Annotated in this window: 15 protein-coding genes; 9 read left to right on the top strand and 6 right to left on the bottom strand. The window is 43.8% G+C overall.

The features are described 5' to 3' along the window. Positions 1-77 precede the first annotated feature (77 nt). Entirely contained in the window at positions 78-1,850 is a 1,773-nt protein-coding gene (gene gcl, locus AACU28_RS08285; RefSeq protein WP_121602758.1) for a glyoxylate carboligase, read from the bottom strand. 313 nt (positions 1,851-2,163) lie between these two features. On the opposite strand from gcl, the gene aceB reads away from it, so the two are divergent. Then, positions 2,164-3,789 (top strand): malate synthase A, encoded by a 1,626-nt coding sequence (gene aceB, locus AACU28_RS08290; protein ID WP_121602759.1) that lies wholly within the window; start codon positions 2,164-2,166, stop codon positions 3,787-3,789. Between the two features lie 101 nt (positions 3,790-3,890). Next, positions 3,891-4,331 carry a GlcG/HbpS family heme-binding protein gene (locus AACU28_RS08295; protein WP_004732837.1) on the top strand — a complete coding sequence of 147 codons (441 nt, stop codon included), beginning with the start codon at positions 3,891-3,893 and terminating at the stop codon, positions 4,329-4,331. A gap of 156 nt (positions 4,332-4,487) precedes the next feature. Here AACU28_RS08295 and AACU28_RS08300 read toward each other — a convergent pair whose 3' ends face one another. After that, positions 4,488-4,925: a DoxX family protein gene (locus AACU28_RS08300; protein ID WP_121602760.1), complete on the bottom strand. Its 438-nt coding sequence runs from the start codon at positions 4,923-4,925 to the stop codon at positions 4,488-4,490. A 204-nt stretch (positions 4,926-5,129) separates the two neighbouring features. On the opposite strand from AACU28_RS08300, the gene AACU28_RS08305 reads away from it, so the two are divergent. Then, positions 5,130-6,035 (top strand): LysR family transcriptional regulator, encoded by a 906-nt coding sequence (locus AACU28_RS08305; protein WP_121602761.1) that lies wholly within the window; start codon positions 5,130-5,132, stop codon positions 6,033-6,035. 29 nt (positions 6,036-6,064) lie between these two features. On the opposite strand, the gene AACU28_RS08310 is transcribed toward AACU28_RS08305, so the two are convergent. Next, positions 6,065-6,367 carry a hypothetical protein gene (locus AACU28_RS08310; protein ID WP_086714512.1) on the bottom strand — a complete coding sequence of 101 codons (303 nt, stop codon included), beginning with the start codon at positions 6,365-6,367 and terminating at the stop codon, positions 6,065-6,067. 275 nt (positions 6,368-6,642) lie between these two features. Beyond that, entirely contained in the window at positions 6,643-7,125 is a 483-nt protein-coding gene (locus tag AACU28_RS08315; RefSeq protein WP_004732835.1) for a MarR family winged helix-turn-helix transcriptional regulator, read from the bottom strand. Positions 7,126-7,248: 123 nt separating this feature from the next. On the opposite strand from AACU28_RS08315, the gene AACU28_RS08320 reads away from it, so the two are divergent. From AACU28_RS08320 to AACU28_RS08335, 4 genes are all read left to right on the top strand, one after another. After that, positions 7,249-8,142: a DMT family transporter gene (locus AACU28_RS08320; protein WP_017083049.1), complete on the top strand. Its 894-nt coding sequence runs from the start codon at positions 7,249-7,251 to the stop codon at positions 8,140-8,142. Positions 8,143-8,286: 144 nt separating this feature from the next. Beyond that, a complete protein-coding gene (locus AACU28_RS08325; protein WP_076647319.1) occupies positions 8,287-9,210 on the top strand; it encodes a LysR family transcriptional regulator in 924 nt (307 codons plus the stop codon). Between the two features lie 170 nt (positions 9,211-9,380). Beyond that, positions 9,381-10,688, top strand: coding sequence for a hypothetical protein (locus AACU28_RS08330; RefSeq protein WP_259462637.1), 1,308 nt, complete (start codon positions 9,381-9,383; stop codon positions 10,686-10,688). 73 nt (positions 10,689-10,761) lie between these two features. Next, positions 10,762-11,415, top strand: coding sequence for a hypothetical protein (locus tag AACU28_RS08335; RefSeq protein ID WP_121602792.1), 654 nt, complete (start codon positions 10,762-10,764; stop codon positions 11,413-11,415). Between the two features lie 107 nt (positions 11,416-11,522). Here AACU28_RS08335 and AACU28_RS08340 read toward each other — a convergent pair whose 3' ends face one another. Both AACU28_RS08340 and AACU28_RS08345 read right to left on the bottom strand, forming a co-directional pair. After that, on the bottom strand, positions 11,523-11,918 hold the full coding sequence (locus AACU28_RS08340; protein WP_017096165.1) for a RidA family protein: 396 nt from the start codon (positions 11,916-11,918) through the stop codon (positions 11,523-11,525). Further along, positions 11,918-12,226, bottom strand: coding sequence for a putative quinol monooxygenase (locus AACU28_RS08345; protein ID WP_108195221.1), 309 nt, complete (start codon positions 12,224-12,226; stop codon positions 11,918-11,920). Before AACU28_RS08345 ends, AACU28_RS08340 begins: the two co-directional genes overlap by 1 nt. 114 nt (positions 12,227-12,340) lie before the next feature. Here AACU28_RS08345 and AACU28_RS08350 point away from each other — a divergent pair, with 114 nt between their 5' ends. Together AACU28_RS08350 and AACU28_RS08355 are read left to right on the top strand one after the other, a co-directional pair. Next, complete coding sequence (locus AACU28_RS08350) at positions 12,341-13,243, top strand: LysR family transcriptional regulator (RefSeq protein WP_054546176.1); 903 nt, start codon at positions 12,341-12,343, stop codon at positions 13,241-13,243. 265 nt (positions 13,244-13,508) lie between these two features. Continuing rightward, a complete protein-coding gene (locus tag AACU28_RS08355; RefSeq protein WP_121602762.1) occupies positions 13,509-14,426 on the top strand; it encodes a DMT family transporter in 918 nt (305 codons plus the stop codon). The last annotated feature ends 30 nt before the right edge of the window (positions 14,427-14,456 follow it).

Consider the following 14,456-nt stretch of genomic DNA (forward strand, 5'->3'; position numbering starts at 1 on the left):
TTGTAGTAAAGCCTCGCTCTATCGGAGGCTTTCCGTAGGGCTAAACCTCAGCTCTACGGATACACATTACTTAATGATTACTTGTACGCCAGCGCCGTTGGAGCATCGCCACGGCTTTCGGCAAGCGGTTCAAATTCGTTGATGGCGTTGATCTCTACGCCCATCGCAATATTGGTCACTCGCTCAAGAATCAGCTCAACAACAACCGGTACTTTATGCTTATTCATCAACTCTTTGGCTTGTTCAAACGCAGCGGCAATTTGGTCTGGTTCACGAACTCGAATTGCCTTACAGCCTAGGCCTTCAACAACGGCTACATGGTCAACACCGTAGCCTTCAAGCTCTGGCGCATTCTGGTTATCGAACGCCAGTTGTACACAGTAATTGATATCAAATTGACGTTGCGCTTGGCGAATCAAGCCTAAATACGAGTTGTTCACCAACACATGAATGTATGGCAAGTTGAACTGCGCACCTACCGCCAGTTCTTCGATCATGAATTGGAAATCATAATCACCAGAGATAGCAACGATATCGCGATTTGGATCGGCTGCTCGTACACCTAATGCGGCTGGTGTTGTCCAACCCAATGGGCCAGCTTGACCGCAGTTGATCCAGTTACGCGGCTTATAAACATGTAGGAACTGAGCGGCTGCAATTTGCGACAAACCAATGGTGCTCACATAACAAGTGTCACGACCAAATGCCTTGTTCATCTCTTCATAAACACGCATCGGTTTCATTGGCGCTTCATCGAAATTGGTTTTACGCAGCATGGTCGACTTGCGTTCCTGACACTCACTTGCCCAAGCATTTCGATTCGGCAGCTTGCCAGCATCACGCCACTCTTGCGCCACTTCAACCATGAGCTCAAGCGCTGCTTTCGCATCTGAAACTATGCCTAAATCAGGACAGAACACACGGCCGATTTGGGTTGGTTCAATATCAACGTGAACAAACTTACGACCTTCGGTGTAAACATCCACAGAGCCGGTATGACGGTTAGCCCAGCGGTTACCAACACCAAACACAAAATCAGAACTCAGCATGGTTTCGTTACCATAACGGTGAGAAGTTTGTAGCCCCACCATACCCGCCATTAACTCATGATCATCCGGGATCGATCCCCACCCCATTAAGGTTGGAATAACAGGAACACCAGTGATCTCAGCAAACTGCTGCAACAATTCAGACGCGCCAGCGTTAATCACGCCACCACCCGATACGATCAGCGGTTTTTGCGATTGAGACATCATGGTTAATGCTTTCTCAACCTGCGCTCGTGTTGCTTGTGGCTTATAAGGCTCTAGCGGTTCATAGGTATCGATATCAAACTCAATCTCAGCCAGCTGAACATCAATCGGTAGATCAATCAGGATTGGACCTGGGCGACCCGAACGCATTAAATGAAAGGCTTTTTGGAATGCGCGTGGCACTTGTGCAGGTTCCAGCACCGTAGTCGCCCACTTAGTCACTGGTTTAGCGATAGATTCAATGTCGACCGCTTGGAAATCTTCTTTATGAAGACGAGCACGTGGCGCTTGGCCTGTGATGCATAGAATTGGAATCGAATCTGCAGTCGCAGAATAAAGACCCGTGATCATGTCAGTTCCCGCAGGACCAGAAGTACCAATACACACACCTATATTGCCTTGATTAGTGCGCGTGTACCCTTCAGCCATATGGGATGCACCCTCTACGTGACGAGCTAAGACGTGGTCGATTCCTCCGAGCTTTTTCATAGCCGCATACATAGGGTTAATTGCTGCGCCGGGAACACCAAATGCGATGTCTACACCTTCACGTTTAAGCACCTCTACCGCTGCTTCAATCGCTTTCATAATTGCCATTCGAACCTCCAGTTCAGATTGTATACAATTAAACTAACTTTTGTGTACTATGAACCATCCTAGCTATTTATCAACCCCAAAATGAAACAATTTTGTTACATCATACGGCCGCTTTGAGTAAGCACTAACCCTGAAAAGCTTACAATTCATTGCTTTACATAAAATATCTTTACGTAAAAATAAATTACAAAAAGACCAAATGATAAATAAATGTTAAATACCCTTTGCTTGTTTACAATTTATGCAATATAAATATCCTTAAAAAGAGCATTTTGTATACAAAGTGACATCGTATTGTTCAAAGGAGACAACAATGATGAATGACGTAAAAGAGAGAGAAGAAGTGCAGTGTATGCAGGTACTCGGGAATATGGACAACTCCGAGTACAAAGAGATCTTGTCTAAAGATGCATTAAAATTCTTAGAAGCTCTCGTCAATAAGTTTGGAGCTCGCCGTCATGCCCTGCTAAGTGACCGCGACGTAAAACAAGCTCAATATGACGAGGGTGAGTTACCCAATTTCAGAAAGGACACCATTTCCATTCGCCAGAATAAAGAATGGAAAGTGGCAACACCGCCGCCAGAATTACTGGATCGCCGCGTAGAGATCACCGGGCCTATCGAAAGAAAGATGGTGATCAACGCGCTAAACTCAGGCGCGAAAGTCTTCATGTGCTGCTTTGAAGATGCGTCTTCTCCTACTTGGGCCAATATGGTCGAAGGGCAAATCAACCTAAGAGACGCCAACCTTGGCACCATTAACTATTTCGATGAGAAGAAGCAGAAGCGTTACCAATTAAACGACGATCCTGCACTGCTGATCGCTCGTCCACGTGGTATTCATTTACCTGAGCAGTCCATTCAATTCAACAATCAGCCTATCGGCGGTTGCTTGATGGACTTCGCCTTGTACTTTTTCCACAACTATCAATCACGAGCACAACAAGGTTTAGGGGTTTACTACTACATTCCCAAGCTTGAGAGCATGGAAGAAGCACAATGGTGGGACGATATTTTCAGCTTCACCGAAAACTATTTCCACGTACCCAAAGGCACCATTCGCGCGACGGTTTTGATTGAGACACTACCAGCCGTGTTCCAGATGGAAGAGATCTTGTATGCAATGCGTGATCATATCGTAGCGATGAACTGTGGCCGTTGGGATTACATCTTCAGCTATATCAAAACGCTGAAGAACCATAAAGACCGCATCCTGCCAGATCGTCATGGGATCGGCATGGATCAAGAGTTCCTTAACGCCTACAGCCAACTGTTAGTACGCACTTGTCATGCTCGCGGCGCACTAGCAATGGGTGGCATGTCAGCCTTTATTCCAGCAAAAGACCCACAAGAGATGGCGCGTGTGACTGCCAAAGTAATTGAAGACAAACAGAGAGAATCTCAAAACGGACACGATGGCACATGGGTCGCGCACCCTGCACTGGTTGATTTGGCAATGTCGATCTTTGATAAGCACCTCGATGGCAAAGTAAACCAAATGGACTTCCAAAGCCCAGAGCATGTGATCAATGCAGACTCGTTGCTAAAACCTTGTGAAGGCAGCCGCGACGAAGCAGGAGTACGTAAAAATATCCGCATCGCGCTGTATTACATCGAAGCTTGGATTCAAGGCTACGGCTGTGTACCTATCTACGGCCTTATGGAAGATGCGGCGACCGCTGAGATCTCGAGAGCCAATATTTGGCAATGGATCCACCACGGCGTCACGCTTGATGACGGCCAAACCTTTACCAAACAACTGTTCCACTCTTGGCTTTACCAGGAGTTAGACACGATAAAACATGAAGTCGGAGACTCGCGCTATTCAGCAGGTCGATTTGAAGAGACAGCTGATCTTTTCTATCAACTTTCTACAGCCGAAGAGTTCGCCGCCTTCCTAACTTTACCCAGCTATGGGCTGTTACAAGAGTCCAGTTAGGACTCTTGTACCGAGATGAATCAGTCGATGATATTCACAACAAGAGTAATGATTGGCTGACTTAGCTTGGTACACAACCCCTTGAAAAACTAGGAGATAACATGGGAAGTTTGACTCTACAACAAGCGTTAACCATCATTGATGGCACCTTACAAGCAGGAAACAAAATCCACACTGAGCCTTTGACGGTCGCCGTCTTAGACAGCGGTGGCAAGCTGATTTCTTTGCAACGTCAAGACGGCTCTAGCATGATGCGACCAGACATCGCGATCGCTAAAGCATGGGGAGCACTCGCACTGGGCTGTTCCTCTAGAAAACTCGCCCAAGATGCTGACAACCGACCAGCATTCATCTCCGCCGTAAACGTGCTCGCACACGGAAACATGGTGCCAGTGCCAGGGGGGCTACTGATTCGAGATAAGGATAAAACGGTATTGGGTGCTATCGGCGTGAGCGGTGATATCTCAGACATCGACGAAAGCTGCGCCATCAACGGCATTGGTTGTGCTGAGCTATTCAGTGACGAGATGCTCCAAGCTTAGTCCGTCACTTAGCACCATATTTAAAACAAACCATACTGAAAACATTACTTTAAATTTTGATTCAGCAACAAAAAACCGAAGCGATTAGGCTTCGGTTTTTTTATTCATAAGCTGCGCCAACAACGCTAACGAATAAACTGCGATTGGACAAAAACACTAACGAACAAAAGCCATTAAGCGCGTCCATTTAGCGTCTTCCTTCAACTTGTTAGACAGCCAGTAATCAACACTAAACGATCCAGCGCCAAGTACCGCTAACGCTAGATACCCACCAGCAACAGAGACGTTTTTGTAGAAGTGAATCATTTGCCCCGATGAACTTGAGTCGAAGTGAAACATAACACCGGAAACCAAAGAGAAAAACGCAATCGAAAACGCAGTAAAGCGAGTCATAAACCCAGCTAGAATCGCAAGCCCACCACCAAGTTCAAGTAAGATAACCAAAGGTAATAAGTAAGCGCTGACTCCTTGAGAAGCCATGTATCCCGCCGTTCCTTCATAGCTAAATAGCTTTCCCCAACCCGCTTGAATAAACAAGTAAGCCAATAAAATACGAGCGAAAAAAGTCAGTGTGTCATTCAATCTAGTGTTCATAGTTCTAAGCCTTGATAAGTTTCATTGCCGATAGGTTATTCGACTTAGCATTAAGATGATAACGAGAAAAATAGAACAACTTGTTTGAAATTTTAGTAGACATACTCGCATACAAATTACTGACTAAATCCGAAGATTGACCAGCTTCAATCCTGTTACCATTACCTTAAATTCATTGAACACTTGCCTCATTTTATTGATTTTATGAAGACTCTGAAGAAGACACTGCCGCTCGACACCTTACAAATATTGGATGTTCTACAACGTGAAGGGACTTACTCGTCAGCCTCTGCACACCTCAATCGCTCCGTGTCTGCATTGAGTTATCAGATTCAAAAGTTGGAAGACGAACTCGGCATCTTGATCTTAGATCGGTCAGGACACAGAGCCGTGTTTACTCAGGTAGGACAAATGTTGGTGGAAAATGGTCGCCAGTTACTAGCGGGATCCGATGAACTCATAAACCAAATACAACGTTTCTCAAGTGGTTGGGAAAGCGAACTGTTTGTTTCTTATGACGGCATTATCGGACAAGACATTGCGTTGTCATTAATCGCTGATATGGCAACGGAGTGCAGCACGCAACTGTACGTCCAAGAGGATATATTGTCGGGCGGTTGGGAGGCATTAATCTCAGGAAAAGCGGATATTCTCATCTCATCGATGCCCAATATCGAGCTACCGAATACCGTCAACAGTAAAGCCATCGGCCGTGTAGAAATGATCTGGGTGGCCGCGAAAAATGCACCCATTTTAAACGAGCCAAATCCGCTCAGTGAATCCACACGACGTGAACACACGATCATCGCAGTGGCCGATACCGCTAAGTCTGCGCCTAAAATTACCAAAAACATCTTACTGAACCAAAAAACCAATACGGTAAGTTCGATGAGCAGTAAGTTAACGGCAATTCAACGTAACCTTGGTATCGGTACTCTACCCAAGCAATTAATCACATCCGAGTTAGAAGCTGGAAGTTTAGTGGAAATTGGCCACGCAAGAACTGTTGATATCGTACTGGCGTGGCAAATAGGCAACATGGGAAAAGCAAAAACACTCGCTTTGAAAAAGTTAGAAAAGTGCTGGAGAGCGTCGGCTCAAACTTACTAACTTGCTTCTAGCTGGGCACTCCGAAAAGTCTATTTATCTCGTCCGATAAATCGACTTTGTTGGACACTCTCTCCTTGAGGTGTGGTTGCTTCAAATCGGTACACCCTCGGGATATTTCCCTTGTAGAAAAATGCTTGTCCTCTGTCTGATGTTTCTGTCACTTGTTGCCCTCGAATATTGGTGGTGACCTGAGCATTAGGGACGCGTTCTCCATCTTGATAAACCGTAACGACGACGCCATTGGTTTGTTCGTTGATCGACATTTTCAATTCTGCATGAGATGCAAATGAAGTCACTAGTAGTGCTGCGCTAAGGGCTATTTTAAGTTTCATTTCAGTAAGCTCTGTATTGTGGGAATACGAGAAATATACTTATGGGTGGCATCTATTGATAACGGGAAGTCTTGAATAGGATATCCTAAAATATTGAATTACATCAATGGAACTTGTTCGGTTTTCTGGCTCAATTCTGATCCCAAATTAACCGATACTAAATAACACGACACCAAATTGAAGACACAAAAAAACCGAAGCTCATCACTTCGGCTTTCAAATCAGTTTGAGTTAGCTCAGTTCAATAAATTCAGCAAGCCGATCCAGCCAGTCAATTACTCGTAAGCACTCAGCCATGTTTTAAGCAACTGGTTAGTATTTTTCTTCTGACTAGTAGACAGTGATTTAACGAGCTTTTTCTGCGTTTCGACATGTTCGGTCATCATTTGATCAATCAGAATGAGACCATCTTTGGTTAACTGAACACTCACGCTGCGCCTGTCTTCTTTACTGTGCTCACGACTGATCAGCCCTTTGGCTTCTAGCTTATCAAGGCGATTGGTCATCGCGCCTGATGTCAGCATCATCGACCCGATCAGTTCTGACGGAGTCAGTCGGTAAGGCTTTCCAGAACGTCGCAACGTCGCCAGCACATCAAACTCACCCAGCTTCATGTCGTATTTTTTATGAAGCTCGGCAACTTGCGTCTCCATATACTTGGCAATACGCATAATCCGGCCCATCATTGCCATAGGCTCAGTTTCTAGCTCAGGCTTTTCCTTTGCCCATTGCTCTACTACGCGGTCGATAGCATCCATTTGCGATCTCGCTCCGTTATTAGTCTGATTACTTCAAACTAGTTTAACATAAAGATACTTTACAACCACTAGTTCTCAGTATACAGTTCACACAATAGTTATCTTAACGTAAAGATATTTCAGATGAACATATTATTAGCAATGATCCCCGCATTCTTTTGGGGAACAACCTATGCAGTGACGCAATTTACGCTACAGGAGTGGCCACCATTATTATTGGGTGCTTTGCGTGCATTACCTGCTGGTTTGTTATTGCTAGCGGTAAAACCAACGCTGCCTAAAAAAGGCGAGTGGCAGATCATTTTCACATTGGGCCTTATCAATATTGCGACCTTCTTTGGCTTGATCTTCGTAATGGCGCTAACGCTACCTTCGGCGATCTCTGGCGTGGGTATGATCTCTGTGCCGGTGTTCGCGATGATCTTCCACTGGGTAGTGAAAAAGCAACGCCCACATCTGATTCAAGCCCTGTCTGGTATTGGCTTGATCACCTTAGCGTGGATATTGTTTAATCCAAGTCAGATCGCATTAAACCCGATCGGTTTAGGTGCCATGTTCGCGGCAATCATGTGTATCGTTATCGGCAGCAGCATTACCAAATCACTGGGTAATCGCATGCACTGGTGGAAAGTATTAACGTGGCAGCTGATTCTAGGCGGTACGATTTTATCTGTCGCATCTGGCGTTCATGCGTTCATCGACCCGCAGCCTTATGTTAACGCTGTCACTCATTTCGATTCTCGTAATGCTATGGGGCTATTGTGGGTGATTGGACTAAACACAGCTCTGGGTTATGGCATGTATGTGTGGCTGCTACAACGTATGTCAGTGGTTGATTTCACCTTCGGTGGTATTGCAAACCCAGTTGCAGGCATCGTGACCGGTATGGTGTTAATGGGTGAATCATTTACTCCAGTCCAATACTCACTAATGACTGGCATGATCGTGATGTCACTACTACCGCAACTTATCCTTGCGGTAAGACAAACCAAACAAGTTAAGCCTGTTACGCAGTAGAATTTACATAATAGTCACGACCTATACAAAAAACCGCCCAGAGCGGGTTTTATTTTACCGACTTCACATCTATATAAGATATCTATTTGTTCTCTAACGACGCACACCTTATTATGAATTCAATCATCAATTCAGGCGTTCGATATGGCAAAAGATCTCTTCTCCAACTTAGACTTAAATCTTCTTCGCACTTTTATCATCTTGCATCAAGAACGAAACATGCGAAAAGCAGCTGAACGTCTCTTTGTATCTCAACCAGCGGTCAGTAAAGCCCTACAAAGGCTGCGTGACCATTTTGACGATGAACTGTTTGTAAAAACACACCATGGCTTGCGCGCGACTGATCACGCGACAATGTTAGCGGAAAGCATTTCACCAATACTTGATGAACTTTCTTTTGCCATTAATAACAGCAATGATTTTAACCCCGCCGAACTACAAGGGGTGGTAAAAGTCGCACTATCCCCATATTTGCTGTCGTCCCTTTCAAGCAAGCTCTTTAATGCCATTCGTTCTGAAGCGCCATTAGTGCAAATTCAGCTATTGAATTGGTCTGGTACCACCATGACTGACATTATTAATGATGAAGTCCACATCGGGTTGAACTACGAGATCAACCACGCACCTAAAGAGCTACTGCAGAAGCCCATTGCACAAGATACTTTCAAAGGGTATGTCAGGAAAGATCACCCATACGAAAAAGAGTCTTTGGAAGTTAAAGACGGAGTTAACTTTGAATTGGCTTCAGTCATTGCGGTTGATTGGAATTCACACCAATCACAAGCGGAGAAAATACTAAAAGTAAAAGGATTGAAAGCAAACATTGGTTTCCGTTCAGAATTGCCGTCTGCAGTTATTGATGTCGTCAAAAATTCAGACATGTTATTCCCAGCATCTAAATTCTTAGAAGTTGAGCAAGAGACCTCATTAAGAACTATCAAGTTATTGTTTGATAGTAATTATTATCAACCAACCGTTTGTGCTTATTACCACCATAAAAATAGAAATAGTCCAATGACACTATGGCTTAAGAAAATACTGGTTCTCCAACTCAATAATAACCAGTAGTTATCACCCTCTTTACTCTGTTTCATTAATAACTGATCGTTAAGGCCTCTATTCTTTTAAGGGATTAGAGGCTTTTTTGTTCCATCCCTATACTTCTCTCATCGGCTAGGAACGCCACATAACACTGCAAGAAGCAACCTTTGTTCCTATACAATATTTGAGAGTAAACAATGAAACTAAAACTATTAAGCACACTTATCGCAGCCTCTTTCCTAGCGGGTTGTTCTTCTTCTGGTTCAAGTAACGGTAGCGGTGGTCAAGACGGCGAAGCACCAATGAACCCTATTGAGATGACTCCAAGCAACCCTATCGAAGTTTCGCCAGAGCACCCGGACAACCCGGAATTTGTAGAGCCAAGTGTTCCTGTAGCAAAAGATATTATTGTGGTAGATGAAGAGCTTAAAGTCGATGGTGAAGTTGTAGCTTACATCGATGGAAACGATAGGCTCGTTAACGCTGATGGTCACGCGGTTGGGCATGTTGAGCGAAATAAAAATGGTCAAGTTAACAATATATATGTAAGTACAGATACATATGGTTCAGTACAAGTTGAACTGAACCCTGCAGTAAACCCACAAGACCGTATGGTTACCATCACTGGCGAAAACGGTAATAAACTTGAAATCTTCCGTGGCGATGGTTCTTGGACGTTTATCCCTTCAGGTACACCTGATTTACCAATCTACGATGACGTAGAAAACCCAATCGGTAAAGATATTGCGGTTATTGACGGTGAATTGATTGTAAACGGTGAAACTGTTGCAAGCATCAATGACCAAGACCGTATTGTGGACGCGGATGGCAACGGGATTGGCTACGTTGAACGCAATCATCACGAACAAGTTAACAAGATCTACGTATCAACTAATGTTTATGGCGAAGTTATAATTGAACTTAACCCGGCAGTAAACCCAGAAGATCGTATGATCACTATCACTGGTGAAAATGGTAACAAACTCGAACTGTTCCGTGGTGATGGCTCTTGGACATTCATTCCAGCGGGCACACCTGACCTGCCAATCTACGATGACGTAGAAAACCCAATCGGTAAAGATATTGCGGTGATTGGTGGTGAACTAGTTGTAGATGGGATTACTATTGCAAGTATTAACGACGCTGACCACATTATCGATGCAAACGGCAATGGGCTAGGCCATGTCGAGCGCAACAAGCAGGGCCAAGTGAATAAAATTTACGTTTCAAGCGAAGCATATGGTGTAGTGAAAGTTGAACTGAACCCAGCCGTTAACCCTCAAGATCGCATGGTTACAATCACAGGTGAGAACGGCAACAAACTTGAAATATTTCGAGGCGACGGCTCTTGGACATTCGTTCCTGCAGCAGATACCAACCTACCGGAATTAGATAGCTCAAGTGCAGTACAGAAAGCTGAACTAAAATCGAAGATTCAATCTCTTTCTCAAGAGCAACGTCAGCAAATTAAACAAGCAGTAAAAGACCGCGCTAGTCGTAGCTAATAAAAAATAATAAAGATAAAAGCAAAGGAGCCGCTTATTAGCGGCTCCTTTTTATTTGAGAGTTGAGAACACGATGAAACGACTACTATTCACTTTATTGATGCCCCTTACCGTATATGCAAACGACCATCAATTACAAACATTAAGCTACCACGATCCGAGTTTAAGTTTTCAAACAGCTAAAGCTGGAGACAACTGGATAGGTACAGTATCCGGCGTAATTCAAGCAACTGAAGAGGTGAACATCAGTGCAGAAATAGATTCTGAAGGATATTTAGAACTAGGTACAGGCTATGGCGTAATGCTAGGTGATTACTACACAGAAGCTTTCATCAGCTATGGTCGTGCCGATTTTTTTGATATTTATGATGTTGGCTTATTCAGTGGAACAGCTCTAACCAACAACATAATGGTATTTGGTAACACATCCCATGAATGGCGAAAATTCCCTTTATTCGATTTAAGTGATGCGAGCCGAGAATGGAAAAGTACCATTGGGACCAGTTACTCTCCCACACAGTTTATGAACTTTGCTTATTCATTCAGTCATGACCGCCAATTAACGGGGTCAAAAGGTTATTACAACAGCCAAGACGTCACTTTTACGCTGAAACCCAAATGGGTGGAACCGTATGTGAAATATACATTCGGTCAAAAGCGCGTTAGTCCAAGTGACCGTACCCGTTCTGATGGCATCGTCGAGTTAGGCTTCAACCTACGTTTTTAGTTTACCGTTTCGTGTGGTAGCTCTCACCCCTTTATAGTCTGATTAAATAAAGGGGCTTTTTGCTTCATATCATGTCTTTCGTATCAATTGAGCATACAGCGATCGACTTAAATCAGTTTCGCCGCTTCAGCCTCAATTTCAACTTTCCATCGCTCGTCAAAGAGCCCTTGTACAAACAGTAATGTCGTTGGGAGACCACCAACATCGAAAGGCAGTCGCTGCTTTGCGGCTTGATAGTCAGACATATCATTCCGGTCGACTAAGTACAGCCTTACACTGATTAAATCTTCGATATCCATTTGGTTTGCCTGAAGCACACCTCTCAGATTTTTCCAAGCCAGTACAATCTGTTGTTCCGCACTTTCAGCCACCATCCCTTCGCTATCAATCCCTAGTTGCCCAGCGATGTGCAACCGCGTTGAACCTGCGGGGATCAACGCACATTGATGATAATTAGCGGCTGGAGCGGGTACTGAAGAAGGGCTCCATATCTTATTCATCATTACCCCTCAGAGGCTGTGACGATTTTTGACATGACGGTGATAATTGGCATATCCGTAAGCATCGCGCCTAAACGGTCAAAATCACCAATATCTTTGCGCCAAGCAATGTATTCATTAAAGTGAGCGGTACTTTCCCATTCTTCACATAAAACCAAGGAATTTTCTGCCAAATCTTTTTGATAAAGCTCCGCAGAAAGGTTGCCGTTAAAAGTACGAGTATCTGGCAATATTTCGTTAAAAAACTCACCGATCTCTGCCGTTTTATCTTCAGTATGGCTCAAGGTAAATTGCGCTAAAATAGTCATCATTCTCTCCGTTTTCTTATTTTGTTAAGGTACGAGGAGAATCTTACTTGTTTGTTAAAATAGATAAATACAGTAATATTTGAAATATAGTTCGATTTAATAAGACAATAAACCACCATGAAAAACGAATTGCATCGCATGCAAGTGTTCGCCCAAATTGTAGAATCGGGCTCCATAACGAAAGCAGCTGATAAGCTAGATCTCTCAAAATCTGTCGTTAGCCATCACTTACAAGGGCTTGAGCAACACCTTGGTGTGAAATTACTCACTCGAACAACACGTCGCCAATCCTTAACCGACGCTGGACAACGTTTTTATCAACGATGCTTAGAAATGCGAAAATTAATGTCGCTTGCGGAAGAAGAAGTACGCGAGTCCTGTTCTGATTTTGCAGGCACTATCACCATCACATCCCCACACACATTGATGACACATCTTATTGGACCTGCAATGTGTGAGTTTATGAAAAGCCACCCTCGTATCGAGCCTCAACTATTGGCCAACGATATGCGCGTAGATCTTATCGAGAAATATATAGACCTGTCGGTCACTGTTGGGGCTCTTCCTGATTCAACGTCTCGTGCAATTAAGCTCGGAGAGCTTCATCAGGTACTGTGTTGTCACCCAGATTATCTTACTAAGGCGCAAATACCGCAGCCAATCACGCCAAGTGACCTCTCCCAATATGACTACATTGCCAATCAGTGGGAAGGAATCAACAGCCAAAGAAGCTTTGAAATTAATAAGGGCAAAGTAAGCACGTATCAATTCAGGGCAAGTCGAATCGGAGATAGCGTTCCGACCATCCGCATGATGGCCTTAAATGGGTTGGGGATTGCCTGTTTACCTAAACAAGCAATTGAAGAAGACCTGAAAAAAGGAACATTGGTAAACATCTTGCCCAAAGATCAAGTTCTTAAAGCCTCTTTCTATGTCGTACATAATTATGGGTTACAGGTGCCAGCCAGAATTCGCGCCTTTATTGAACACCTAAAACAACACGCTGAATCTTATTCTTAATATCTTTCAACCAAATTGCCATACGTCGCTAAACTGGCGATTTATCGACCAACATTAAACCTCACAAAGAATAATGACTTTGTTTAAGCTATCTAAAATGAAATGATTTTCTTTAAAACAACCACATTAGAGATTTAATTTCCACGAAAAACTCAAATTAGAGATAAAAAGGCAAAACTTTTCTCCGACTACCTTTCTATACTGTGCCACGTCATTAAGGCGCCACAAGCCTATGATTTAAAATAATTATTAATGAGTAGTCACCATGAATTCGAAGTCGCTAACTATCTTGCTTTTTGTCTCTGTTTGCTTAATTTGGGGAACCACTTGGTTCGCTATGGAAGTGGCATTGCATTCTATCCCACCTATTTTTGCCACTGCGTTACGTTTTTTACTTGCAGCACCTCTGCTTGCGGTATTAGCAAAAATCTTCAACCAACCTTTGCTTTTCCCTAAAGGTAAACGTCAATGGCTGCTTATTGTGGCACTGATGTATTTTGCTATTCCGTTCACTTTGATGATCTATGGTGAGCAATACATCTCTTCTGGTCTAGCGTCGATCATCTTCGCCAACATGCCAGTCGCTGTCATGCTGATGTCGGGTTTATTCTTAGGTCTACGATTGGCGAAACATCAAATCTTTGGTTTGGTCACAGCTGTTGTGAGCCTATGTTTAATCCTTGGCAATGAAATGCAAATGGGTGGTGATGACTACCTTATTGGCACGGTTTGCTTAGGCCTTGCTGTTGCCATTCACGCAGTGATGTATGTTTTAGTTCAAAAGCACTGTAAAGGCATCGAAGTTCTAACCTACAATGCCGTACCGAGCTTAATTGCCTCTCTATTCTTGTTCGCAGTTTCTGCGATGGGTGAAAGCGTGAATGTTGAATCCTTCACTTGGGATTCAATCTCAGCCGTGGTTTATCTAGGCTTTGTGGCGAGTGTTGGCGGCATTGTGGCTTACTTCAAATTAGGACAGGTTTCGACGCCGTTCCAAGCATCTATCTGCTTCCTAATCTTCCCTGTCGTTGCACTACTGATCTCTTGTTACATCAATGGTGAGGTTCTATCTAAACAGTCTCTGCTTATGATGCTCCCTCTACTTTGTGGCATCTTGCTGACCAAGGCACCTAAGGGAATCTTCAAGCTACGCTCTTCGTTAAAAACAGTAAGTAGCAACTAAGTTCTATGAATTTACCCTAGAAGCCCGCAA

Origin of the sequence: Vibrio sp. SBT000027 (assembly GCF_963894355.1) — a bacterium.
Taxonomy (GTDB): domain Bacteria; phylum Pseudomonadota; class Gammaproteobacteria; order Enterobacterales; family Vibrionaceae; genus Vibrio; species Vibrio splendidus.

Coding starts and splice junctions, on each gene's coding strand:
- gcl (WP_121602758.1), bottom strand. CDS start 1,850: ATGGCAATTATGAAAGCGATTGAAGCAGCGGTAGAGGTGCTTAAACGT.
- aceB (WP_121602759.1), top strand. CDS start 2,164: ATGATGAATGACGTAAAAGAGAGAGAAGAAGTGCAGTGTATGCAGGTA.
- AACU28_RS08295 (WP_004732837.1), top strand. CDS start 3,891: ATGGGAAGTTTGACTCTACAACAAGCGTTAACCATCATTGATGGCACC.
- AACU28_RS08300 (WP_121602760.1), bottom strand. CDS start 4,925: ATGAACACTAGATTGAATGACACACTGACTTTTTTCGCTCGTATTTTA.
- AACU28_RS08305 (WP_121602761.1), top strand. CDS start 5,130: ATGAAGACTCTGAAGAAGACACTGCCGCTCGACACCTTACAAATATTG.
- AACU28_RS08310 (WP_086714512.1), bottom strand. CDS start 6,367: ATGAAACTTAAAATAGCCCTTAGCGCAGCACTACTAGTGACTTCATTT.
- AACU28_RS08315 (WP_004732835.1), bottom strand. CDS start 7,125: ATGGATGCTATCGACCGCGTAGTAGAGCAATGGGCAAAGGAAAAGCCT.
- AACU28_RS08320 (WP_017083049.1), top strand. CDS start 7,249: ATGAACATATTATTAGCAATGATCCCCGCATTCTTTTGGGGAACAACC.
- AACU28_RS08325 (WP_076647319.1), top strand. CDS start 8,287: ATGGCAAAAGATCTCTTCTCCAACTTAGACTTAAATCTTCTTCGCACT.
- AACU28_RS08330 (WP_259462637.1), top strand. CDS start 9,381: ATGAAACTAAAACTATTAAGCACACTTATCGCAGCCTCTTTCCTAGCG.
- AACU28_RS08335 (WP_121602792.1), top strand. CDS start 10,762: ATGAAACGACTACTATTCACTTTATTGATGCCCCTTACCGTATATGCA.
- AACU28_RS08340 (WP_017096165.1), bottom strand. CDS start 11,918: ATGATGAATAAGATATGGAGCCCTTCTTCAGTACCCGCTCCAGCCGCT.
- AACU28_RS08345 (WP_108195221.1), bottom strand. CDS start 12,226: ATGATGACTATTTTAGCGCAATTTACCTTGAGCCATACTGAAGATAAA.
- AACU28_RS08350 (WP_054546176.1), top strand. CDS start 12,341: ATGAAAAACGAATTGCATCGCATGCAAGTGTTCGCCCAAATTGTAGAA.
- AACU28_RS08355 (WP_121602762.1), top strand. CDS start 13,509: ATGAATTCGAAGTCGCTAACTATCTTGCTTTTTGTCTCTGTTTGCTTA.